This window comes from Pseudokordiimonas caeni, assembly GCF_026719705.1.
In the GTDB taxonomy this organism is placed as follows: domain Bacteria; phylum Pseudomonadota; class Alphaproteobacteria; order Sphingomonadales; family Kordiimonadaceae; genus Gimibacter; species Gimibacter caeni.
This window is the reverse complement of the sequence record NZ_JAPPRR010000001.1, coordinates 869,401-893,008: the sequence shown is the minus strand read 5'-3', so window position 1 is coordinate 893,008 and position 23,608 is coordinate 869,401. Positions and strand designations below refer to the sequence as shown.

The following is a 23,608-nucleotide window of genomic DNA, read 5'->3' as shown; positions in this document are numbered from 1 at the left end:
AAAGGGGCAGACATCATGAGCAAACTCCTCGAAGGCAAACGCGGCCTCATCATGGGGGTCGCCAATGACCGCTCGATGGCATGGGGCATCGCCAAGGCCTGCGCCGAGCAAGGCGCCGAGCTCGCCTTCAGCTATCAGGGCGAAGCGCTCGAAAAGCGCGTGCGCCCGCTTGCCGCCGAAGTCGGCTCCGATTTCCTCATCGAATGCGACGTCTCCGACAATGCCTCGATCGACAATCTGGCTGCCGAGATCGAAAAGCGCTGGAGCAAGATCGATTTCTTCCTGCATGCCGTCGGCTATTCCGACAAGAGCGAGCTGCGCGGCCGCTTTGTGGATACGAGCCTCGATAACTTCCTGATGACCATGAATATCTCTGCCTTCAGTTTCGTTTCGGTCGCGCAGCGGCTGGAAAAGATGATGACGGATGGCGGCAGCATGCTGACACTGACTTATTACGGCGCCGAAAAGGTTGTCCCCCATTACAATGTGATGGGCGTGGCGAAAGCCGCCCTCGAGGCCTGCACGCGCTATATGGCGCGGGACCTTGGCGAGAAGGACATCCGCGTCAATGCGATCTCGGCCGGCCCCATGAAGACGCTGGCGGCGTCGGGCGTTGGCGATTTCCGCATGCTCCTGAAATATAACGAGAAGAACGCACCGCTGAAGCGCAACATCACGCTTGAGGATGTGGCAGGCGCGGGGCTTTATCTCCTGTCGGGCCTTTCAAGCGGCGTAACCGGCGAAATCCATTATGTGGACGCAGGCTTCAACATCACCGGCATGCCGCTGGATGAAGAATCCATGCGCATCATCTGCCAGTAAAACCAGCCAAACGGGGGCTTTATGTCGTTCAACACCTTCGGTCGTCTGTTCCGTTTCACCACCTGGGGCGAAAGCCACGGGCCGGCACTCGGCTGCACGATCGATGGCGTGCCCCCGCTTCTGGACCTTGCTGAAGGTGACATTCAGGGCTTTCTAGACAAGCGTAAACCCGGCCAGTCGAAATATACGACCCAGCGCCGCGAGCCGGACCTTGTGAAGATCATGTCTGGCGTGTTCGAGGGCAAGACGACCGGCACGCCCATCCAGCTGATGATCGAAAACACCGACCAGCGCTCCAAGGATTATGGGAATATCGCCCAGTCCTTCCGCCCCGGTCACGCCGACTATACCTATATCGCCAAGTACGGCATCCGCGACTATCGCGGCGGCGGGCGTTCGTCTGCCCGCGAGACCGCTGCCCGCGTGGCCGCAGGTGCCGTGGCCCGCAAAGTGTTGGGGGGTGGCATCACAATCCGCGCCGCCATGGTGCAGATGGGCCGTCATGCGATCGACCGTTCCCGGTTCGACTGGGCGGAAGTGAACAACAATCCCTTCTTCTGTCCCGATGCCGTCACCGCCGGCATGTGGGCGGATGAGCTGGACGCTATCCGAAAAAATGGCTCCTCTATCGGTGCCGTGATCGAAGTGGTGGCCGAAGGCGTGCCCGCCGGCTGGGGCGCCCCGGTTTATGGTAAACTCGACGCCGATCTCGCCACGGCGATGATGAGCATCAATGCCGTGAAAGCCGTTGAAATCGGCGCCGGCATGGAAGCCGCCTGCCTGACCGGGGAGGAAAATGCCGATGAAATGCGGCCGGGCCCGGACGGCAAGCCCGAATTCCTATCGAACAAGGCGGGGGGCATCCTGGGGGGAATCTCAACCGGCCAGCCGGTTGTTGTGCGGTTCGCTGTGAAGCCCACAAGTTCCATCCTCACCCCGCGCAAATCGGTGAACGAGCACGGCGAGGCCGTCGAGGTCGTCACCAAGGGCCGCCATGATCCGTGTGTGGGCATCCGCGCCGTACCGGTGGCCGAGGCCATGATGGCTGTCGTGCTCGCCGACCATATGATGCTGCACCGCGCCCAGTGCGGCTGATCAGCGCCGCCACCAAACAGCCAACATTGCCAAACCCCCGGCGGGCATCAGCCACCAGACAGGTGACCCGAGCGCCCAGAGGAAGGCTCCGCCGACCGTCGCCCATAGCAGGGGGATGATCGCAAGCGGCCAGACGCGCCGCCCATAAGCCATCAGGATACCGAAGGTCATCAGCACCGTCGGATCTGGCGCCAGCAGCGGCACTTCGGACTGATCGAGTGGTCGCCCCATCGCCATCGGCAGGTAGATGCCGACAACCAGTGCTATAAGCACTGTCAGCGCCCCTGCCCGGCTCCGTTCCATCACAGGGGGCCGCATCACCATCCACAGGAACAAGGCTGCTTGCCCGACGAATGCCGCCGCGAACCAGTCGCCAGCCCAGTTGATGGTGGCATAGTGGCGGTGAAAGAAGCCAATGCCGGTCGTCCCCCAGCCTGCCGCCATCAGGACAGCAATCGCACGCGTGCCCCAACTGGTAGGTCGGAAAAGCAGGTAAACGACCCCAAGCGTGGCAAGGATCGCCGCGATCCCGAAGGGGAAAATCTCCGCCGCGTAAAGACCGTAAAGCCGGTAATAGGTATCCGGCCCATACATCAGGAAATCCTGAATGCTGTAACTCAGCCAGTCTCCCATCAAAGATCGTCCACATAGGCAGCGATCCGGCGCCGGAGGGGCTCGTCAAGCGCCGTCCACCCGCCTGCCGCCATATTCTCCCGCACATGTTCCACCCGCGTGGTTGCTGGGATCGCGCAGGTGACGGCGGGGTGCGACAGGATGAAACCGAGCGCCACATCGGCCCATGTGGTGAGGCCGGCCTCTGCCGCCCATCCGGGCAAGGGTTCGCGCTTCAGCTGGCGGATCAGGCGACCGCCCTCGTAAGGCCGGTTGACGATCACCGCCACGCCGCGCTCGCGCGCCAGCGGCAACAGCCGCGCCTCCACATCGCGGGTTGCGGCATTGTAGGTCAGCTGCACAAAATCGATCGCTTCGGTTTTCAGGATACGTTCAAGATCGCCGTGCCGGCGCCCGTGGGAGGTGGTGACACCTACATAACCTAGCTCGCCCGCCGCCTTCATGTCGCGCAGCCACGGCAGATGGTCCTGCCAGTCGGTCAGGTTATGGACCTGCAACAGCGAGAAGCGCTCGATCCCCCAAGCTTTGCGGGATTCCTCAAGCTGCGTTCTGGCGGCAGCAAAGCCGGGGGTCCATACTTTGTCGGCCGCAAACAGGTCAGGCCTTGGCATGATGTTGCGCAGGGCGTAGCCGATGGTCGCCTGAGACGAGCCATACATGGGGGAGCAGTCAATCAGCCGCCCGCCCGCCTCAAAAAAGGCCCGGACCACGGCTTCTGACTGCGCCAGCCCGACCGGATCGTTACCGACATTGAAGGTGATCCAAGTGCCAAGCCCCACGGGGGGAACAATTGCATTGTCACTGGCAGCCAGAGCAGCAGGAAACGCGGCGAAGGCAACCGGCAAGGCGGCAAGCCCCGCAAGCAGGTGTCGGCGATCCACAAGGGTCGGGAATGGCTTCGGCATGGCATCCTCCCGTCATCTGCCCCATGATGACTCGCACGCATGGCCTGTGCCAGCCGCAAATTGGTTTACCGGTCGCGTAACGGCTTGTGTTGCATCGTCTTTCCAAAATGCCTCTTTGGGGCTAGACTTGGGCGCGGATAGGCATGGGGAGCGGTATGGGAAAATTCCTGAAAATCACGGGCAGCCTGATCCTGATCGGGATCATCGGTGCCGTCGCCTGGTTCCTTGCCTGGGCATGGGCCCCGAACAGCGACCCCGGCGAAATGACCACCCGCTACGGCGCGCCGCCTTCGCAGTTCGTGTCGCTTGATGGTGGCATCCGCATGCATTACCGCGATCAGGGATCATATGAGGCCCCCGCCCTTGTGCTGCTGCACGGCTCCAACAGCTCGCTGCACACGTGGGAGCCATGGGTCGCCCGCCTGAAGGACCGCTACCGCATCATTACGCTTGATCTGCCCGGACACGGCCTGACCGGCGCGACGCTTGCTCGTGACTATACCTACAGCGGCATGGCGGACGCGGTGGACGCGCTGCTCGTGCGGCTCGGCATCAACAAGGCAGCCATCGCCGGCAACAGCATGGGCGGGGCTGTTGCCATCACCTATGCCCTGCAGCACCCGGACAAGGTGAGTGCCCTTGTGCTCGTTGACAGCGCAGGTGTCGCCGCGCCGCCCGGTGCGCGCAAGACCGACCGGCCCCTTGCCTTCGAACTCGCCGCCAAACCGTGGGCGCAAGTGTTGCTGCAGAATCTGACTCCAAAGTCGCTGGTGCGTGAAGGGCTGCTGAAGTCCGTTTACGACCCTGAATTTGTGACAAAGGAGATGGTGGAGCGCTACTGGGATCTCGCCCGTTATCCCGGCAACCGCGAAGCCACCGGACTGCGCTTTGCCTGGTACGCCGCCAACATGGACAAAAGCCTGCCAGTGGAACGGCTGGAGATGCCGACGCTGATCCTTTGGGGCGAGGAGGACAGGCTGATCCCGGTTGAAACCGCCTCGCTCCTGAACCAGAAGATCGATGGCAGCGGTGTGATTATCTATCCTGAAACCGGCCACCTGCCGATGGAAGAACGCGCCGATGAAACCGCGGCGGCTACCGGCGTGTTTCTGGATCAGATCACGTCAGCCCTTGCGGAAAGTCGCCACGATCTCGACGTGGGACGACCATAGGAACTGATCGACCGGCAAGACACTCGTCAGGCTGTAACCCCCGTCCACCAGAAGTCGCGCGTCACGTGCGAAGGTGTTGGGGTTGCAGGAAACGCCAACAATGACCGGGATATCGGACACGGCAAGGGCCGCCGCCTGCTCCTTGGCGCCCGCGCGCGGCGGATCAAACACCACGGCATCAAACCCCTTGAGCTCTGCCCCCGTGACCGGGCGCCGGTAAAGGTCGCGGTGACGGGTGACAATCTGCTTCAGGCCCGTCGCCTGTGTGGCTGCAGCGGAAAGCGCATCTAGGGCGCTCTTGGCCCCTTCCACCGCTAGCACCTGTGAGCTTTCGGCCAGCGGGAAGCTGAAAGTACCGATACCGCAGAAAAGATCGGACACGCGGCGGGCATCGTCCACCCCTTCTTTCACCGCTGCCACAAGAGCCGCTTCGCCCTCGTCCGACGCCTGAATGAAGGCCGCCGGTGGCAAGGCCACGCGGGCTGACCCGAGCTGCATCACGGGTTCCCGCCGGATCGCAACGGGATCAAGGAAACCGCCGTCCTGCCAATGGACGGCCGCAAGGTCATAGGTATCAGCAAAGCTGACGAGCGCCTCACGGTCGGCAAGGCTCAGTTCCTTTGCTGCCTCGATCACGAGGTCAACGCCACTTGCCGTCAGGGTCAGGTGCAATACCGCATGCATCCCCTGCGGCAGCAGATTACCGAGCAGATGTCGGAGCGGCTCAAAGAGCGTGGTCAGTTCGGCCCGTGTTACCGGGCAGGCCTTCAGATCGACAATCGTGTGGCTTTGCCGCTCGTTGAAGCCAAGCACCACACCCTGAACGGTGCGGCGGGCCTTGAGTGCCACGCGGCGGCGGCTAGCGGGCGGCGTGATGACCGGGTCGCGCACAACCTCGGGGTCGAAACCGTGATGCCCCATCGCAGCAGCCACCCGGTTTTTCACCCAGGTGCGGTAATCCTCGCCGCTCATAAACTGGAGCTGACAACCGCCGCACTTGGTAAAATGCTGGCATGGCGGCGCCATACGCGCGGGGGACGGCGTCACCATCTCGACGATTTCGGCAAACGAGCCTGATTTCTGTCGTTCGGTGATCCGCGCCTTCAACACGTCGCCGGCAGCGGCATAGGGGATATAGACAAGGCCGTCCGGCCCATCGGCGATTCCGTCGCCCTGTGCACCGACCTCGCGGATTGTCAAGGTGAGCAGATCGTCAGCCATTGTCTTTGATCCCATGGATCAGGAATTCCACATTGCCTTCCGGCCCCTTGATCGGGCTTTCGGTGATGCCGACAACGCGCCAGCCCGGCAGGTCGCCAAGCCATGCCGTAATATCGTCGCATACTGCCTGATGAAGGGCAGGGTCGCGCACCACGCCGCCCTTGCCGACATTGTCCTTGCCGACCTCGAATTGCGGCTTGATGAGCGCGATGACGACGCCACCTTCGCGCACGAAACCAAGGGCCGCCGGCAGCACTGTTTTCAGACTGATGAAGCTGGCGTCACAAACGACCATGTCGACAGGTTCAGGGATTTGTTCGGTCGTCAGGTAGCGGGCGTTGGTCTGTTCCATCACGACGACACGGTCGTCCGTGCGCAGTTTCCACGCCAGTTGGCCGCGCCCCACATCCACTGCATAAACCTTGGCCGCACCTTTGGATAGCGCCACATCGGTGAAGCCGCCGGTTGACGAGCCTACGTCAATCACCGTCCAGCCGGTTGGATCTACGCCGAAATGCGACAGGCCTTTTTCAAGCTTCAGGCCGCCGCGACTGACCCATTCATGGTCGCGCCCGCGGACATCCAAAGGCTGGTCTTCGGCAATCGGCTGCCCGGCTTTCTGGATTTTGACTTCGCCAGAAAAAACGACGCCCGCCATGATAAGCGCCTGTGCCCGGGCCCTGCTTTCCACGAGGCCGCGGTTGACGAGCGCAACATCAGCCCGTTCTTTCGCCATGGCTCAGGCCGAAGCCGCCTCGGCGGCAGACTGGCCGAGATCATTGCGCCCCATGGCTTTCAGCACGGTGGCAACGATACCTTCGGCATCGAGCCCGGCATCGGCATACATGGTCTCGGGCTTGTCATGATCCTGGAAAATGTCCGGCAACTTCATGGCGCGGACCTTGAGGTTGCCATCAAGAATGCCCTCTTCCGCGAGGAAGTCCATCACATGCGCGCCGAAGCCGCCGATGGAGCCTTCCTCGATGGTGATGAGGAGATCATGGCTCGCCGCCAGATCGCGGATCAGCGCATGGTCAATGGGCTTGGCAAAGCGGGCGTCAGCGACCGTCGTTGAAAGGCCGCGTGCTTCAAGCTCGTCAGCGGCCTTCAGCGCTTCGGCAAGGCGGGTGCCGAGCGACAGGATCGCGATCTTCGATCCTTCCCGCACGATGCGACCTTTGCCGATCTCAAGGATTTCAGGCACCTCAGGCAACGCCACACCGACGCCTTCACCGCGCGGGTAACGCACGGCAGAGGGGCGATCATCAATCGTCGCGGCGGTCGCGACCATATTCACAAGCTCGGCCTCATCCGCCGCTGCCATGACAACCATGCCCGGCAGGCTCGTCAGGAAGCCGACATCGAAGCTGCCCGCATGAGTGGGACCGTCAGCACCCACAAGTCCTGCGCGGTCGATCATGAAGCGCACCGGCAGCTTCTGGACGGCGGCGTCATGCACGACCTGGTCATAGGCACGCTGCAGGAAGGTCGAGTAAATGGCGCAGAAAGGCTTGTAACCTTCGGTCGCAAGGCCGGCCGCGAAGGTCACGGCATGCTGCTCGGCGATCCCGACATCAAACGAGCGATCGGGGAACTGGGCCGCGAATTTATCGAGGCCGGTGCCCGAAGGCATCGCTGCCGTGATGGCCACGATCTTGTCGTCTTTTTCGGCCGCCGCGATCAGCGCCTTGGCAAACACATTCGTATAGCTTGGCGCCTTCGGCGCGGATTTCTTCTGTTCGCCGGTCACCACATCGAACTGCGGCACAGCGTGATATTTCTCGACATGCGCGGCTTCGAACGGATGACCCCGGCCCTTTTCGGTGACGACATGAACAAGGATCGGGCCTTCTTCCGCGTCACGCACGTTTTCAAGAACCGGCAGCAGATGTTCCATATTGTGGCCGTCGATGGGGCCGACATAATAGAAGCCAAGCTCATCAAAGAGCGTGCCACCGGTGGCGATGCCCCGCGCATATTCCTCGGCGCGGCGGGCCGTGTTGGCCAGCGGCTTCGGCAGCTTTGCGATCAGCTTCTTGCCGAATTCACGGAACGACAGGAACGACTGGGACGACAGGATGCGGGCGAGATAGGCGCTCATGGCCCCCACCGCCGGCGCAATCGACATGTCGTTGTCGTTCAGGATGACGATCAGCCGGTTGCCGGCTTCATAGGCATTATTCATGGCTTCATAGGCCATGCCCGCGCTCATCGCGCCGTCACCGATCACCGCAATGGCCTTGCCCGGCTTGTTCGCCAGCTTGTTGGCGACCGCCATGCCGAGGGCAGCGCTGATCGAGGTGGAGCTATGCCCCGCTCCGAACGGATCATATTCGCTTTCCGACCGCTTGGTGAAGGGCGACAGGCCGCCGCCCTGGCGGATCGTGCGGATACGGTCGCGCCGCCCGGTCAGGATCTTGTGGGGATAGGCCTGATGGCCCACGTCCCAGATCAGCCGGTCGTCAGGCGTGTTGAACACATAATGCAGCGCCACGGTCAGTTCGACAACACCGAGCCCCGCACCAAAATGGCCGCCCGTAACCGAAACAGCACTGATCATCTCGGCCCGAAGTTCATCGGCCACGCGCTGCAGGTCATCGCGTTTCACAGCGCGAAGGTCCTTGGGCGTGTTGATCCGGTCGAGGAGCGGTGTTTCAGGTCGCACGGTCAAGTCGGGTTCCTATAGTATGCGTCAGGCGGCAACGGTTTGCCTGAGCTTTGCGGCAATGTCACGGCCAAAATGGTGCCGGACAGGGCAAGCCTTATGTTCGCCGGTTTATAGCAAAATGCGCAACGGCACGCAAAAGCGAGGCCCGTTCGTCAAATTCCGCAAGGTGGGCAATCGCTTGGTCAGCCAGAAGTTCAGCCTGCCGCCGCGCGCGTTCCACCCCCATAAGGCTGACGAGCGTGGCCTTCCCGGCATCCGCATCCTTGCCGGTCGCCTTGCCTGTTTCTTCGGGCGTGCCTTCCACATCCAGAAGGTCATCGGCAATCTGGAAGGCCAGCCCCAGGTCGCGGGCATAGCCCTGCAAGCTATGGCGGGCTTTTTTGCCCGCGTGCCCCATGATAGCGCCAGCTTCAGCGGAAAAGCTGATCAGGGCCCCGGTTTTCATTTGCTGCAGGCGGCAAACGGCAGCTTCATCCATGCTGCCGCCCTCACCTGCGCGAATATCGATCATCTGGCCGCCAACCATGCCCTGATGCCCGGACGCATGAGCGAGCGCCTTTACAAGCTCCAGCCGAACCATCGGATCGCCGTGAGTTTCTTCAGACGCCAGAATCTCGAAGGCAAGTGTCAGAAGCGCGTCACCCGCAAGGATCGCCGTTGCCTCGTCGAACGCCTTATGGAGTGTCGGTTTGCCACGGCGAAGGTCGTCATCATCCATCGCCGGCAGGTCGTCATGCACCAAGCTGTAGCAATGCACGCATTCGATCGCTGCGGCCACACGCAGCGCCTGCTTGCGGTCAACGTCAAAAAGATTGGCGCTGGCGAGCACAAGGAAGGGCCGAAGCCGCTTGCCGCCCGAAAAAACGGCATAGCGCATGGCTTCCACAACCCGCGCTTCGCTCCCCGACGGGACCGCGAGAAGGGGTTCCAGCACACGTTCCACCGCATGCGATGTGGCGGTCAGGGCTTCCTGCAAGGCAGATTGCATCGCTATGCCTCAGTCGGCGTCGAACGGGGCTGTTCCCGCCGCACGGCCATTTTCATCCAGCGTGATCTTCTCGATCCGGGCCTGCGCGCCCTTCAGCTTGGCTTCGCAGTGCGCCTTGAGGGCTGTCCCGCGCGTATAAAGGTCAATCGAGTCTTCGAGCGATACCTGACCCGATTCCAGCCGCGCCACCACCTGTTCGAGCGCGACCATCGCCTCCTCAAACGAAAGGGCTGCAATATCGGCTGTCTTGTCGGTGTCGCTCATGAACCCTCCCTCCAGATCGGCATGCGGGCGATATTTTCCCGCCTTTTGCCCTATATAGGCAATGGCAGCGGGGGCATGCAAAGACTAAAGCGTTTTTCAGGCCCCGGTTTCGACAAGGAGTGGCGGCAGGGACACACCCGGCTCGGCGACCATCCACGCATTGAGTGCCTCAGGGTCGAAGGATTTCAGCACTTCATAGCGGTTATGCCGCCCGTCGAACGAGCGCTTGATGAAGCCCGCTTCCACCATCAGGTTGAGATGCGCGACCGCTTCGCCGAGCGCCATGAAGAAATCAACGCCCGTCAGCTGGCGGCGGAACAGGAGCGGCAAGGTCTCGACCGCCTTCACGCTACCCTCGATACCCGCCATCAGCCGTTCGAGCTTGCCCATATGACTGTCGATCAGTTCACCAAGCCGCGCCGTGAGGCCGTAGAAGACACGACCGTGCGACGGCAGCACCAGCGGATTGCCCGGCAGGCCTTTCATCCGGTCAAGGCTTGTCAGCCACAGGGCGAGCGGGTTGCCCTCGGGCTCGCGCGGATATACCGAAACGTTCGAAGTGATGTTCGCCAGCACCTGATCGCCGGAGATGAAGAGCGGCTCGTCCAGGCAATAGAGGCAGGCATGCTCGGGCGAATGGCCACGCCCGATCACCACTTGCCAGCGCCGGCCACCAAGCGTGATCAGCATGCCATCCTGCAGGCGCTTGTAGGCCTTGGGCAGTGGCGCCACACCCTTCTTGAAATTGTCGTTGCCGGCTGCCCGGATCATCGGCTCGAACTGGCGACTGACCCCGGCACGGAACAGATATTCGACATCCCAGTCGCTGATCGGCTCGTATCCGCCAAGCCACAGGGTCGACGCCATCAGATATTCGCTCATGGTCATCTCGAAGCTGGCACCGTGGCGTTCCACAAGCCAGCCGGCAAGCCCCAGATGGTCGGGATGCATATGGGTCGCGATGATACGCTTCAGGGGTTTGTCGCCGAGCACTTCAGCTTCAAGCGCTTCCCATGCCGCGATACCGCGTTTGCCGTTCGAACCGGTATCAACAAGGGCCCAATGGTCACCTTCGTCGAAAAGATAGACATTGATATGGTCAAGCGACCAAGGCAGCGGAATGCGCGCCCAAAGGACGCCCTTCGCAACCTCGATCACCGTGGCACCTTCCGGCACCGCGTCGCCATGCGGATAAACGAGCCCGGCGTGGGTTTCCAGCCGCTCCTTCTGATGGTCGGCCACATCCGCCGATGCCATGTCGTCTTTTTCGCTGCTCACCGGTCAGCCCCGCGCGAAATCGGCTTCGTCCATCGCCATCAGTTGCGTCGCACCCGCCTTGATGGGGCCGAGAAGCGCGATGGCGGGCGGCAGAAGCTGTTCGATGAAGAAGGTGGCTGTAGTGATCTTGGCTTTCAGGAAGCCGGGGTTGCCGTCGCCGGACGCCAGCCGCCGCTCAGCCGCTACGGCCTGCCGGGCAAGGAGATAGCCGCCGAGCACTGTGCCGAAAAGCTTCAGATACGGGGTCGCGGCACCAGCTGTATCGACAATGCCTTCAAAGCCATTCGCAAACAGGGTTTCAGCGGCGTTTGCAAGCGCATCAACGCCTTCGCCAAGTGTGGTTTTGGAGCCTGCCATGGCGCGGTCGAGCCCGCCCACGAAGCTGCGCATTTCTGCGATCAGCGCGTGCCAGTGCTCCCCGCCGTCAGCGTTGAGCTTGCGGCCGACGAGATCAAGCGCCTGAATGCCGTTGGTGCCCTCGTAAATCGGTGCAATCCGGCTGTCGCGGTAGAATTGGGCCGCACCCGTTTCCTCAATGAAGCCCATACCGCCAAACACCTGCAAGGCGAGCGACGAAACCTCGACACCGATATCGGTGGACCATGCCTTCGAGATGGGTGTCAGCAGATCGGCCTCACCCTGTGCCAGCCGTCGTGTCTCGACGTCCGCCGCATGATGAGCTCGGTCAACCGCCCAGACGTTCCGGTAGATGATCGCCCGGGCCGCTTCGGTGAGCGCGCGGGAGGTCAGCAGCAACCGGCGCACATCGGGGTGATGGATGATCGTAACGCTATCGCGCGATTTGGCGCCGATGGCCGCCGACTGGACACGATCCCGCGCATAAGCGACAGCATGCTGGTAAGCACGCTCGGCCACTGCCACACCTTCAAGGCCGACCCCGATGCGCGCATGGTTCATCATCGTGAACATGTTGCGCATGCCCTTGTTTTCCTCACCGACGATATAGCCGATGCAAGCATCATGATCGCCGAAGGACATCACACAAGTGGGGCTTGAGTGGATACCGAGCTTGTGCTCAAGGCTCACCACCCGTACATCGTTGCGCGCCCCCAGCGAGCCATCTTCGTTCACCATATATTTGGGCACGAGGAACATGCTGATGCCGCGCGTGCCTTCAGGCGCACCCGGCAGGCGGGCGAGCACCAGATGCACCACATTCTCGGCCTGATCATGATCGCCCCAGGTGATGAAAATCTTCTGGCCCTTGATGAGGTACGTGCCATCCGCCTGTTTTTCGGCCTTGGCCTTGAGCGCGCCCACGTCGGAACCCGCCGAGGGCTCGGTCAGGTTCATCGCCCCGGTCCATTCGAAGGATACCATCTTCGGCAGATATTTCGCCTTGATCTCGTCGCTACCGTGCGCAGCAATCGCCTCGATCGCGCCGGCGGTCAGAAGCGGGCACAGCGAAAAGGCCATATTGGCCGAGGTGATCATTTCGGTAACAGCAATTGCGAGCGTCGCCGGCAGGCCCTGCCCGCCAAAATCCGGGTCGCTTGCAAGCGTGTTCCAGCCGCCTTCGCGGTAGGCTTCGAACACCGGCTTGAAGGCCGCGGGGGTGACAACACCATCGCTCGTCAGTTTCGCGCCCTCGGTGTCGCCCGTGCGGTTGGTGGGCGCGATCACCTCGCTTGCCATCTTGCCGCATTCTTCAAGCACTGCGAGGGCGATATCCTCGCCTGCTTCTTCGAAGCCCGGCAGGCTGTCCCAGTCCCTGAGGCCGCCAACGGTTTCAAGGGCAAAGGTGATTTCTTCCAAAGGGGCGCGATAGTCGCTCATGTCAGGCTGTTCCTCAAAATTGATCTGTACAATGATCCTGCTGGCCGCTAAGCCGCCGGTTGCCGGTATGTCCCTTGGAAGTTCTTTGTTATCGGCGGCGGACAGGATAGGTATTGTGCATGTGCAAGACAATAGCCGATATCGAAGCGATTGATGACGCAGACGCCCGCGCACGCGCGGTGGAAATCCTGCGCGCCGGTGGTCTCGTCGCCATCCCGACCGAAACGGTGTATGGCCTTGCGGCGGATGCCACGAACCCCGAAGCCGTTGCCGCCATCTATGCCGCCAAGGGCCGCCCGGCCCACAATCCGCTGATCAGCCATGTGGCCTCGCCCGAAATGGCGGCGTGCTATGTGACCGTCTCGCCCGCCGCGCAGACGTTGATGGACCGTTTCTGGCCCGGCCCGCTGACGCTCGTGCTGCCCCGCCGGATGGACGCGCCGATTGCTGCGGCGGTCGCTGCCGGTCTCGACACGCTCGCCGTCCGCTGCCCTGCACTTGAACCGACCCGGCAGTTGATCGAAACGCTGGACCGGCCGCTGGCCGCACCGAGTGCCAATCCTTCCGGCAAGCTATCGCCCACCACCGCCGGGGACGTGCAAGCCGGGCTCGGTGACCGCATCCCGCTGATCCTTGATGGCGGCCCGGCGCGCGTGGGTATCGAATCGACCATTGTCGGCGTGGAAGATGGCGCCCTGCGCCTCCTGCGCCCCGGCAGCGTGATTGCAGACGACCTGACCGAAGCAACCGGCCTTGCCGTGCTCGACCGTGACGACAGCCGCATCACGGCCCCCGGCCAGCTTGTCAGCCACTATGCGCCGAATGCCCATGTGCGCCTGAATGCAACCACGAAAGGGGACGGCGAAATCCTCATTGGCTTTGGCACCGTGAAGGGCGATTTCTCGCTGAGTCACAAGGGCGACCTCGATGAAGCAGCCAGCAGGCTGTTCACCTATCTGCGGCAGGCGGACGAAGCAGGTGTCGGCACCATCGCCGTGGCCCCCATCCCGGAAGCGGGCATCGGCATCGCGATCAACGACCGCCTGCGCCGTGCCGCCGCACCGCGCGACAGCGAGGCCTGACACGATGGCGATTTCCCCCACCCATATCGAAGCGCTCCTGGCACGGGCTGGTGCGGGGGGCGGTACAACGGACGCTGACGTCATCGCCCCGCACATCACCGAATGGCGCGAGAAATTCAAGGGTGCCACGCCCCTGATGCTGACGCCGAAGGACACAGAAAGCGTTGCTGCGATCCTCGCTTACGCCAACGAGCACAATATCAAGGTCGTCCCGCAGGGTGGCAACACCGGCCTGGTGGGCGGTGGTATACCGGGCCTTGAAGAGCGCGAGGAAATCCTCCTTTCGCTGAAAAAGATGGACCGCATCCTGTCGGTCGAGCCCGAAAGCTATCTGCTGACGGCGGAGGCCGGCGCCACCATCGCCAGTGTGCAGGCGGCAGCCACGGCGAAAGACAGGCTGTTCCCGCTATCGCTGGCGTCCGAGGGCAGTTGCACGGTCGGCGGCACCATCAGCACCAATGCGGGCGGCGTGCATGTCATCCGCTACGGCACCATGCGGCGGCTGGTCGTGGGGGTTGAAGCTGTGTTGCCCACCGGCGCCATCATCCGCGACCTTGATGGCCTGCCGAAAAACAATACGGGCTACGACCTGAAACAATTGCTGATCGGGGCTGAAGGCACGCTTGGCATCGTCACGAAAGCTACCTTGCGCCTCGCGGAGCCTGAGCGTGTGCGCCACACGCTGTGGCTTGCCGTGCCCTCGCCTGCCGCAGCGCTCACAGCGCTTTCAACCCTCAAGGACGTGACCGGCGGACGCGTTTCGGCGGCCGAGATCATTTCCGCCGCCGGGCTTGGCCTCGTCCTTGCCCACATTCCCGGCGCACGCGACCCGCTCTCGCGCCCATCGCCTTGGTATCTGCTGATCGAAGCCGCCACAACGGGGGAAGACACCGCGCTCGAGGCCGCGATCATGACGTGGCTTGAAGCCCGGATGGCTGATGGCACGGTCAGTGACGGCACCCTCGCCCAATCGCTGACGGAACGAGACGCACTCTGGAAACTGCGGGAAAGCCTGTCGGAAGCCCAGAAGCATGAAGGCGCCAGTATCAAGCACGATATCGCCGTGCCGGTGGCAAGCGTGCCTGCTTTCCTGCAGCAAGGAACAGCGCTTATCGAGGCGCGCTGGCCCGGCGCACGCGTCATCGCCTTCGGCCATGTCGGCGACGGCAATATACATTTCAATGTATCAGCACCGAAAGACGGTGACGGCAAAGCCTTCCTCAAGGAATGGGAGGCAATGAACGCGGCCGTGCATGACCTTGTCGTCTCGATGGGCGGTTCGATTTCGGCTGAACACGGCATCGGCACCCTGAAACGCGGCGAACTTGGCCGACTGAAGCCCAAGGCGGAGCTGGAAGCCATGCGCGCTATCAAACGGGCGCTCGACCCCAATGGCATCCTCAATCCGGGCGTGCTGATCCCCTATTGATTGGCGGGATTGATGCCCTGCTTGTCGGCATAGAAGGCATGGATCGCCGCCATGTCGGCCGTCATGTCACCGGTCGGGTAAAAGAGCGGCCCAAGCCCCACTTCCTTTTTCGACGCGTCGAGATAAGCCATCAGGATCGGCACATTCGCCGCAACCGCGATACGGTAAAAGCCGGTTTTCCAGCGCTCCACCTTCGAACGCGTGCCTTCGGGCGCGATGCCGAGGATGAAATCGTCGTGCGCCTCAAAGGCTTTTACGGCGCCTTCGACCATGTCGGCAGCAGCGCGTGTATCGCGTTCCACCGGCACACCGCCGAGCCAATAGAAAAGCCAGCCGAACGGCCCGTCGAAAAGCGTATGCTTGCCAAAGAACCGCGCCCGCACGCGAAATGCGCCAACAACGGCCATGAAAATCGGAAAATCCCAGTTGCTGGTATGCGGCGCAGCAATCGCCACGAATTTCGGGATATCGGGCACCTCGCCCACCTTTTTCCAGCCGGTGAGACGCAGGAACAGATTGCCGGTATGATGCAGGAAGCCGGAAAAGAAGCGGCTGTCGTGGATAAGCTTTGCGGCCATACAGGCTCCGGAACATTGAGCGGGCGCCAACCCTAGCCCGGCGGCGGATAAAGGCAAGTCCCTTGAATTTGTGGGGTGCCGAAAAAGAAATAGGCGGACAGGTCACCCCGTCCGCCGATTAGTTTCGGCGTCCGATACTCAGGCAAGGCACCGGACGCCATACTCGAAACAGATGTCTCTGCGATCTCAGGCAAAAACCGCCAGACACAAGAGACTTTGCACACCCCGTGCCATGAAATTTAATTGTTATATTTCAATTACTTAGAAATTTTCGACAAATAGCCATCCCGTTTTGAAACAATTGCTGCGCAGCGATTGTGTTTCAAAATGAGACATGCGTCTTTTTGGGACAGATATCCGGGCGATGACGGGTCAGACGGTTTCGGCTTCGCCGGAAGCCAGATCCTCAAGCCCTTCGCGGTCGAGGATACGGATCGTGTGAGCCTGCTCGATTTCCAGAATGCCCTCATTCTTGAGGCGAGAGAAGGCACGCGACACGGTTTCAAGCGTAAGCCCGAGGGAATCAGCAATATCAGCGCGGGTCATGGGCAGCCACAGTTCGTGGCCGTTGCACTGGATTTCTTCCTGCCGCTCGACATAGGACAAGAGGAAAGACGCCACCCGCTCAAGCGCATTCTTGCGACCGAGCGTGAAAAGCTGGTCCTGCATGTCATCCAGCATGCCAGCGGTCATCCTATTGAATTCCCGTTCGAATACAGGGAAGCGGACAAGCAGGTCCTCAAACGCGCCCCGCTCAAACCGGCAAACAGTAACGTCGGTCAGCGCCTCGGCTGAAATGCTGTAGGCGTCCTTGCGGGTGTGGCCCACGAAATCGCCAGTGGAGACAAATCCCATCACCTGCCGGCGACCATCGATGCCGACACGGGCAAGTCGCAAATAGCCATTCACCACATTGAAGGAATGACGCGCCTCGTCCCCTTCCAGGAACAGCGTCTCGCCCTTTGAAACTTTCAGCGAAGTTGAAATGGCATTGAGCGCAGGCATAAGCTCATCGGGCAGACCAGCACAAAGCTGCCGCAGCCGCGCTTCACATTGAAGACACCGAGAAGGGCCGTAACCGCCCCCTCTGACACCGATAGAAACCATTCGAACTTCCCCTGTTCGCTGATCTCAATGTAGCCGGTTTGACCTTGAATTAAAACACATTTCGGGCAGAAGAGCGCTTTTGACGCACACCGATGACGTGCATGAAAACTACTGGTGGCGTTCGTAGGCGATCAGGAGAACGCGGATGACCGCACGGGAAAAACCGGCGCTCTCCAGCACGCGCGCCAGCACCTTGCTGGCCTCCTCCCCTTCCACAAGCCGATTGTGAAGGGCTGCTGGTGACGCATCAATCAGCACGGCAACAGCGGCGATGAAAAGCCTGAGATTGGCATTCTGTAGATAGTTCAACAGGATGTCGGAGGTAATTCCCCCCACGGCCTTTAACTGGCGAAGATAGTTCTCGATCTCGGTCGTCGGCGCGCTGTCGAGCGCTTTGGTGAATACCTGCCGGTTGGCCATCGAGATCAGATAGGAAGAATAGTCGGATGCAAGGCTGAATTTGGCGGTCAGATATTCGCCGTAGGAGCTCGACACTTTCGAAATCAGGCGCTCGACGAGCGAAACCGGCAGGTCGGCCCGCGCCGCCAGCTTCTCCATCAGCGTGCGTTCTTCCGGAAACCGGTCGATCGCTGTGTTGAACGAGCGTTCCGACATCGCCGCCGTGTCATTGTCGGCGAGCCTTTCAAGCGCCCGGACACCGGCCAGCGAGCAAAGTGCGAAAGCAACCATTTCAGGGAGTTCGTTGCGCTGTGCGATGGCGCTGTGCGTCCCGTCCGATCCTTCGCGGATCAGGGCTTCCAGCGCCTTTTCATCCAGTGCCTTGCTGGCGATCAGGAAGGGTGTGGAGACCTGCTCGATATCCGTGGCGATCTTGCACATGATATCCCGCGGCAGGAAGCTGCAGTGGCGCAGTTCCTTCGACAGGGCTTCGCGCACAGAAATGGCCAGGTCCTCGACGAGCAGCCGGGCAAGTTCGAGCGCAGCCTCATAGTCAGGATAGTCATGCCGCTTGGCGATCAGGTGCCCCACCTTCTGGGCGATCTCGACCCGGCCAGCGAGGTTAACCTGCTGAAGCTCTTCAATACTGATCAAGTCTTGGTTCATGGACACCGTAATTCTTGTTCGGCCTGCCAGCCGCCCGTTCGCCAATATTCAACCGGAAACGGTGCTGTCTGCAAGTATTTCAGCGTTGGCTTCTTCAAGTCCCTGCGAAAATCTGCGAGCGTTTTCAACATAATGTAGCGAAGAAAGCTGGAGCATCTTGCGTTCCGGCTCGCCGAGGGTACGCGCTACGCGCGCAGGTGCACCAATTATAAGCGAGCCTTCAGGAAACTCTTTTCCCTCGGTAATCAGCGCGCCGGCGCCAACAATCGATCCTGCCCCGATTCGGGCGCCGTTCAAAATCGTCGCTCCCATGCCGATCAATGTATCGTCGCCGATCTCGCAGCCGTGCAGCATCACCTTGTGGCCAACCGTCACGCCCTTGCCGATGACAAGTGGCTTGCCCGGGTCGGCATGCAGCACCGAACCATCCTGCACATTGGTGCCTTCGCCGATGCGGATTTCCTCGGTGTCGCCCCGTACGGTCACCCCGAACCAGACGCTGGCACCCTTGCCAAGCCAGACGTTACCGATGACCGTGGCTGTGGGTGCCACCCAGACGCTGTCGTCTTCGAACCGGGGCCGAACCCCGTCCAGTGCATAGATCATGAAATCCCCCTCGATTGCGCGGTTTCCTTAGAGCGTAACATCATTCGGGTCAAACAAAAGGCGGAGACAGCAGCCCGGCGAACCGCTAAGAAGGCCCCATGATTGAAAAGGACACATCCAATGGTGGACAAACCCTGTCCCCCATCGCGGACGATGCGATCAGCTGGCGCGGCAAAGCGCCGGTCGCGCCCGGATTCGATGATGTCTATTATTCGGCCGACGACGGCCTCGCCGAGACCGAATATGTGTTCCTCGGCGGCACGGGCTTGCCCGACGCATGGGCCGGGCGCGACCGGTTCGTGATCGCCGAAACAGGCTTCGGCACCGGGCTCAATTTCCTTGCCACATGGAAGGCCTGGATTGCGGCGGGACGCCCCTGCGACCTCACCTTCATCTCGGTGGAAGGCTATCCCCTGTCGCGCCGCGCCCTTGCCGAGGCGCACAGGACTTTCCCTGACATCGCCGACCTGTCGCCACACCTGATCGAGGCATGGCCCGCGCCCGCGCCCGGCTTCCATGAACGTCGGTTCGAAGGTGGACGCCTGCGCCTTCTGCTGCTGTTCGGCGATGTGGTGCCGAGCTTTCAGGCCCTGCAGGCCGATGTGGATGCATGGTTCCTCGATGGCTTCGCGCCTGCCAAGAACCCCGCCATGTGGTCGGACGCGGTGATGGACCAGATCGCACGGCTTTCGCACCCCGGCACCCGCTTCGCCACCTTCACAGCGGCAGGTGTGGTGAAGCGGGCCTTGCAGGCACGCGGGTTTGAGGTGATCAAAGGCAAGGGGTACGGCCGCAAACGCGACCGTTTGCTCGGCACCGCCATCGCACCAGCACCACTGACGCCATCGGTGGTGCAAGCCCCCGAGTGGGCGAGCCTGCCCGCCGCGCGGCGCGAAGGCCGGATCGCCATCATCGGGGGCGGTGTCGCCGGCGCCTTCCTCGCCCGCGACCTGAAAGCGCGTGGCCGTGATGTGACGCTGGTTACCGACCCCGCCACACCTGCGGCCTCTGCCCTGCCTGCTGCCATCCTTGCGCCCAAACTGCCGCTTGAGGACAGCCCCGCATCGCGCTTCATGGCCGCCGCTTTCCTCGCAGCCGTCAGTGATCCGGACGTCATCGCCTGCATGGCAAAGGCGCGCGGCACGGAACTGATGCCAATCGACGCAGCCACCAAAGACCGGCTGGCGGCCCTTCAGGCGTACCTCAACTGGGGTCAGGACCGGACCAGCAAGAATGAGGCCGGTGGCCTGACGTTCACCGAGGGCGGCAGCGTGGATGCCACAGCCCTGCTTGTCCGCCTCACCGAAGGCATTCCTCGCCTTGAGGCGAAAGTCGAACGTCTGGAACGGACCATCACCGGCTGGCGCCTGATCGGCACGGACGGCAGTGTCATCACCGAAGCCGAAACAGTCGTCGTGGCCGCCGGCCCCGCGAGCGGTGATATCCTTGGCGAACATGCGCTGGACCTTCGCCCCAATCGCGGCCAGATCGAGATTGTGGCGGATGCAGCCCTTTCAGGCGTCCCGACACACAGCCTCACCTTCGGGGGGTACCTGACGGCCGCTATCGGCGGCGAACGAACGCTCGGCTCATCCTTCGAGCGTCTGGATGCCACCGCGCGCGAAGCAGCACCGCCCCGCGACAGCGACCGTGCCGCTATCCTGCAAACGGCCAATGATGCCGGATTACGGGTTGATGCAAGCACGAAGACACGCTCGTGGAGTGGCCTGCGCGCGACCGTGCCGGATCACCTGCCCTATGCCGGCCCCGTGCCGGACTGGGCTGCCATGGAACGGCAGTTCGCACCGCTCGCCAATGATGCGAACACAACAGGTCTCGGCCCTGCACCGCTACAGCCGGGGCTTTTTCTGCTGACCGGGCTTGGCTCCAAGGGTTTCCAGTATGGTCCGCTCGCCGCACGCTATATTGCCGCGATCATCAACGGCGATCCGCTGCCCTTGCCGGCGGACCAGATCGCCCGGGTCCATCCCGCGCGACACCTGATCCGCCAGATCATTCGCCGCACCTAGTGCGCTGTGCGCTCCTTGGCGGCGCTCAGCACCTTGTCCTTCAACTTGCCAGTCAGTTCCGTCAGGTGATCGAAACCATGCCGGAAGGTGCCTGAGCCTTGCGTCAGGGACCGGAGCTCGATGATCAGGTCCTGCATGTCGGCCTTCGGGATATGGGCATCCACCTGATCCCAGCCCGGCCAGCCGGGTCGCGCATCGAAGTTCAGAATCTGCCCCCGGCGCGCAGAGACAAGGCTTGTCACCTTGGCGGTATAGTCGGACGGCACGAAAACAGTTACCTTCTCGATCGGTTCCAACAACACCGGCTGACACGTCGGCAAGGCCTGCGAAATGGCCATGCGCCCCGCCATCTTGAAGGCCATGTCGGAGCTGTCGACCGTATGGAACGACCCGTCGGTCAGCGTTACCGCCACGTCAACGACCGGGAAGCCCAAGGGGCCGTGATCGAGGCTTTCGCGCACGCCTGCTTCCACGCTCGGGATATATTGGCGCGGGATGGCGCCACCGGTGATCTTCTCGGCAAAGGCAAAGCCCGATCCCGGCGCTTGTGGGCGCACTTCGATCACCACATCACCGAACTGGCCATGCCCGCCTGTCTGTTTTTTGTAGCGCGCATGGTGGGTGGTGCCCGACCGGATCGTTTCCTTGTACGGCACTTGCGGCATGGTCATGGCAACATCGATGCCGAAACGCTCCTTCAGGCGGACGCGTGCGGCACGCATATGGATTTCGCCCTGACCGGAAAGGACCAGCTCACCCGTATCCTGCAGGTTTTCAAGCGCAAGCGCCGGATCCTCGGCGATCAGCTTGGCGAGCGATTCTGACATCTTGGCCTCTTCCTTGCGGTCGCTGACCGAGATGGCCATCGCGTAAACAGGCTGCAACCTTTCGGGGCCGGCCGCTGCCGGGCGGCCAAGCGTCTGGCCTGTCGTCACCCCCTCAAGGCGCTGGAACGCGGCAACTTCGCCCGCTTCCACGCTTGAAACCTTCATGAATTCGCCGCCGACCATCCGGTAAAGCCCTGAAACCCGATGTTCGCCGATCAGATCACCGTCCTTGATCGGCCCATCGATCACGCGGGAAATGGACATGCGCCCCATATGCGGCAGGATGCGCGTCTTCATCACATAGGCGCTAAGCGGCACCGATGGCCCTGCTGCCAGCCGCGCGCGGGCAGGCTTGAAGCCCGGCGCTTCATGCCGGATCGCTTTCATCAGGCGCTTCAGGCCGTGGCTCATCAGGGCGCTGCCCATCATCACCGGCATGATCCGCCCTTCCGAAAGGTCAGCCGAAAGATCGGCATAAACCTCGGCTGAAGGCGGCTTCACGTCTTCGAGCAGTTCTTCCATCAGCTCGTCGTGAAAGTCAGCGATGGTTTCCAGCATGTGGAAGCGGTCGTCCTTCACCTGCTCGGCGATACTTGTCGGCATGTCGATGGGGCGGCTGCGGTCGTTACTGCGATACTCCCACGCGCGCTCGGCGGCGAGGTCCACAAAGCCCTTCACTGCACCATTCTCGCGGATTGGCACATGCCGCAGCACTGCCGGCACTGCGCTGACGCGGTCAAGGGCGGCTGCCAGCTCGTGCACGCTGCCGCCTGCGCGGTCAATCTTGTTGATGAACAGCATGTGCGGGATGCCTTCTTCCTCCAGCATATGAAGAAGCGGCCCGAGGATCAGGATCTTCTCGGGCTCGGGCTCTGCCACCACAATGGCAAGATCGGCTCCGTGCACCGCATAGCGGGCTTCCTGCGCGAACTCGACCGAACCGGGGCAGTCGAGAAAAACATAATCGTCATCCATCCACCGCATGGCGGCGATGTTAAGCTCGGTCCCGATGCCGAGCTCGCGGGCGTCCGGCCCGTCGTCACCAAAAACCCGCTCGCCATTGGCCTGGCGGCGGGTTGTTCCGGACATGAACAGCAGATTTTCGAGCAGCGTGGTCTTGCCGCTCGCACTGGGGCCCACGAGTGCCACCACCCGCGGGCCAACCTCTTTGCCTTTTGTCATTTGAACCTCCGTCCCGGCGGCCGGGCATGGCCGCTCTCCTTGAATGGAATTGCGCGCAGCAAACCCTTGGCCGGGCCTGCTGGCCGGCTGACGAAAGGCGATGTTTCTTATCTTGAGCGGACGATGGCCAGTCTAGCAAATCCGGGCGGCGCCGCCAATCGGCAATAAAGTGGCGGGTGGCAAAGGGAGCTTGCCACCCGCCTGAAGAAATGCCGGGGTCGGGGAAGACGTGTCCGGCATCACGGCCGGTCAGTCGTTGCTGGCGAGCTGCTTGTTCTGGATGGCAGTTTCCATCCGGGCAAGCACACGGCCCGTCAGTTCGCTTTCCGGATTCAGTTTCGCGGCGCGGCGGTAATCGGCGAGCGCGGCTTCGGTCTCGCCAGAGAGGCGATTGAGATGGCCGCGGTTCACGAAAGCCCGCCAGTCGCGTTTGTCAAAGCGGATCGCCGTGTCGCAGGCGTCCTTGGCACTATCGAGCTTGCCAAGGGCAAGGTCGACCGCGCAGAGGTTGCTGTAGGCAATCTGCTGGCGTTCACCGCCATTGATCGACCGGGTCGCCTTGGCCAGATAGTCGGACGCCGTTTCAAGGTTTCCTTCGGTGAGCGCTTCCATGCCGGCCTTCAGGTTGGGATCGTTATACATATAGAAGGTCTGCGCATTGGCGGCACCACCAAGTCCCATCGTGGCAACGATCACGGCCGCACCGGCCAGACTTGCCATCTTCTTGTTCACATACTTGATCATCTTACTACTCCTCGCTGCTGGCCCTGCTTTCAGGGCCGGGTTTGCCTGGATGCCCCAGGCTGGCTGTCGTTCTCGGGCATGCGGTCTGATGCCGCCTTGAGGAGTTTTCTACATC

General features: G+C 61.9%; 21 protein-coding genes. 6 read left to right on the top strand and 15 right to left on the bottom strand.

Annotation, left to right across the window (positions count from 1 at the left end; translation table 11 throughout):
- Positions 1 to 15 precede the first annotated feature (15 nt).
- Positions 16 to 822 (top strand): enoyl-ACP reductase FabI, encoded by an 807-nt coding sequence (locus OU694_RS04030; RefSeq protein ID WP_308909687.1) that lies wholly within the window; start codon positions 16 to 18, stop codon positions 820 to 822.
- Positions 823 to 843: 21 nt separating this feature from the next.
- Positions 844 to 1,917, top strand: a complete 1,074-nt coding sequence (gene aroC / locus OU694_RS04025) for a chorismate synthase (protein ID WP_308909686.1) — start codon at positions 844 to 846, stop codon at positions 1,915 to 1,917.
- Here aroC and OU694_RS04020 read toward each other — a convergent pair whose 3' ends face one another.
- Positions 1,918 to 2,550 carry a DUF6064 family protein gene (locus tag OU694_RS04020; RefSeq protein WP_308909685.1) on the bottom strand — a complete coding sequence of 211 codons (633 nt, stop codon included), beginning with the start codon at positions 2,548 to 2,550 and terminating at the stop codon, positions 1,918 to 1,920.
- Positions 2,550 to 3,455, bottom strand: a complete 906-nt coding sequence (locus OU694_RS04015) for an aldo/keto reductase (RefSeq protein ID WP_308909684.1) — start codon at positions 3,453 to 3,455, stop codon at positions 2,550 to 2,552. Before OU694_RS04015 ends, OU694_RS04020 begins: the two co-directional genes overlap by 1 nt.
- Positions 3,456 to 3,610: 155 nt before the next feature.
- Between OU694_RS04015 and OU694_RS04010 the strand changes: the two genes are divergently transcribed.
- Entirely contained in the window at positions 3,611 to 4,627 is a 1,017-nt protein-coding gene (locus tag OU694_RS04010; RefSeq protein ID WP_308909683.1) for an alpha/beta fold hydrolase, read from the top strand.
- Here the strand turns inward: OU694_RS04010 and rlmD are convergent.
- The 7 genes from rlmD to OU694_RS03975 all read right to left on the bottom strand — a co-directional run bounded on the left by rlmD (position 4,580) and on the right by OU694_RS03975 (position 12,843).
- Positions 4,580 to 5,848 (bottom strand): 23S rRNA (uracil(1939)-C(5))-methyltransferase RlmD, encoded by a 1,269-nt coding sequence (rlmD, locus tag OU694_RS04005; protein WP_308909682.1) that lies wholly within the window; start codon positions 5,846 to 5,848, stop codon positions 4,580 to 4,582. The genes OU694_RS04010 and rlmD overlap by 48 nt on opposite strands.
- Positions 5,841 to 6,584: a TlyA family RNA methyltransferase gene (locus OU694_RS04000; RefSeq protein ID WP_308909681.1), complete on the bottom strand. Its 744-nt coding sequence runs from the start codon at positions 6,582 to 6,584 to the stop codon at positions 5,841 to 5,843. Before OU694_RS04000 ends, rlmD begins: the two co-directional genes overlap by 8 nt.
- Before the next feature lie 3 nt (positions 6,585 to 6,587).
- A complete protein-coding gene (dxs, locus tag OU694_RS03995) occupies positions 6,588 to 8,519 on the bottom strand; it encodes a 1-deoxy-D-xylulose-5-phosphate synthase (protein WP_373460195.1) in 1,932 nt (643 codons plus the stop codon).
- A gap of 91 nt (positions 8,520 to 8,610) precedes the next feature.
- The gene (locus OU694_RS03990; protein ID WP_308909680.1) at positions 8,611 to 9,504 is read right to left on the bottom strand and encodes a polyprenyl synthetase family protein; all 894 of its coding nucleotides are present in this window, start codon (positions 9,502 to 9,504) and stop codon (positions 8,611 to 8,613) included.
- A gap of 9 nt (positions 9,505 to 9,513) precedes the next feature.
- On the bottom strand, positions 9,514 to 9,768 hold the full coding sequence (locus OU694_RS03985) for an exodeoxyribonuclease VII small subunit (RefSeq protein WP_308909679.1): 255 nt from the start codon (positions 9,766 to 9,768) through the stop codon (positions 9,514 to 9,516).
- A 96-nt stretch (positions 9,769 to 9,864) separates the two neighbouring features.
- Positions 9,865 to 11,046 carry an MBL fold metallo-hydrolase gene (locus OU694_RS03980; protein ID WP_308909678.1) on the bottom strand — a complete coding sequence of 394 codons (1,182 nt, stop codon included), beginning with the start codon at positions 11,044 to 11,046 and terminating at the stop codon, positions 9,865 to 9,867.
- Between the two features lie 3 nt (positions 11,047 to 11,049).
- Positions 11,050 to 12,843 carry an acyl-CoA dehydrogenase C-terminal domain-containing protein gene (locus OU694_RS03975; RefSeq protein ID WP_308909677.1) on the bottom strand — a complete coding sequence of 598 codons (1,794 nt, stop codon included), beginning with the start codon at positions 12,841 to 12,843 and terminating at the stop codon, positions 11,050 to 11,052.
- A 119-nt stretch (positions 12,844 to 12,962) separates the two neighbouring features.
- On the opposite strand from OU694_RS03975, the gene OU694_RS03970 reads away from it, so the two are divergent.
- Together OU694_RS03970 and OU694_RS03965 are read left to right on the top strand one after the other, a co-directional pair.
- A complete protein-coding gene (locus OU694_RS03970; RefSeq protein WP_308909676.1) occupies positions 12,963 to 13,925 on the top strand; it encodes an L-threonylcarbamoyladenylate synthase in 963 nt (320 codons plus the stop codon).
- 4 nt (positions 13,926 to 13,929) lie between these two features.
- Entirely contained in the window at positions 13,930 to 15,354 is a 1,425-nt protein-coding gene (locus OU694_RS03965) for an FAD-binding oxidoreductase (protein WP_308909675.1), read from the top strand.
- Here the strand turns inward: OU694_RS03965 and OU694_RS03960 are convergent.
- From OU694_RS03960 to OU694_RS03945, 4 genes are all read right to left on the bottom strand, one after another.
- Positions 15,348 to 15,932 (bottom strand): lysophospholipid acyltransferase family protein, encoded by a 585-nt coding sequence (locus OU694_RS03960; RefSeq protein WP_308909674.1) that lies wholly within the window; start codon positions 15,930 to 15,932, stop codon positions 15,348 to 15,350. The two genes, OU694_RS03965 and OU694_RS03960, sit on opposite strands and share 7 nt — an antisense overlap.
- Before the next feature lie 372 nt (positions 15,933 to 16,304).
- A complete protein-coding gene (locus OU694_RS03955; protein ID WP_308909673.1) occupies positions 16,305 to 16,937 on the bottom strand; it encodes a Crp/Fnr family transcriptional regulator in 633 nt (210 codons plus the stop codon).
- A 210-nt stretch (positions 16,938 to 17,147) separates the two neighbouring features.
- Entirely contained in the window at positions 17,148 to 18,092 is a 945-nt protein-coding gene (locus OU694_RS03950) for a DUF2336 domain-containing protein (RefSeq protein WP_308909672.1), read from the bottom strand.
- Positions 18,093 to 18,152: 60 nt separating this feature from the next.
- A complete protein-coding gene (locus tag OU694_RS03945; protein ID WP_308909671.1) occupies positions 18,153 to 18,710 on the bottom strand; it encodes a gamma carbonic anhydrase family protein in 558 nt (185 codons plus the stop codon).
- A gap of 98 nt (positions 18,711 to 18,808) precedes the next feature.
- On the opposite strand from OU694_RS03945, the gene mnmC reads away from it, so the two are divergent.
- Positions 18,809 to 20,740 carry a bifunctional tRNA (5-methylaminomethyl-2-thiouridine)(34)-methyltransferase MnmC2/FAD-dependent 5-carboxymethylaminomethyl-2-thiouridine(34) oxidoreductase MnmC1 gene (mnmC, locus tag OU694_RS03940; RefSeq protein ID WP_308909670.1) on the top strand — a complete coding sequence of 644 codons (1,932 nt, stop codon included), beginning with the start codon at positions 18,809 to 18,811 and terminating at the stop codon, positions 20,738 to 20,740.
- Here mnmC and OU694_RS03935 read toward each other — a convergent pair.
- Together OU694_RS03935 and OU694_RS03930 are read right to left on the bottom strand one after the other, a co-directional pair.
- Entirely contained in the window at positions 20,737 to 22,749 is a 2,013-nt protein-coding gene (locus OU694_RS03935) for an elongation factor G (RefSeq protein ID WP_308909669.1), read from the bottom strand. The genes mnmC and OU694_RS03935 overlap by 4 nt on opposite strands.
- Positions 22,750 to 22,998: 249 nt before the next feature.
- Positions 22,999 to 23,493 (bottom strand): hypothetical protein, encoded by a 495-nt coding sequence (locus OU694_RS03930; protein WP_308909668.1) that lies wholly within the window; start codon positions 23,491 to 23,493, stop codon positions 22,999 to 23,001.
- Between the last annotated feature and the right edge of the window lie 115 nt (positions 23,494 to 23,608).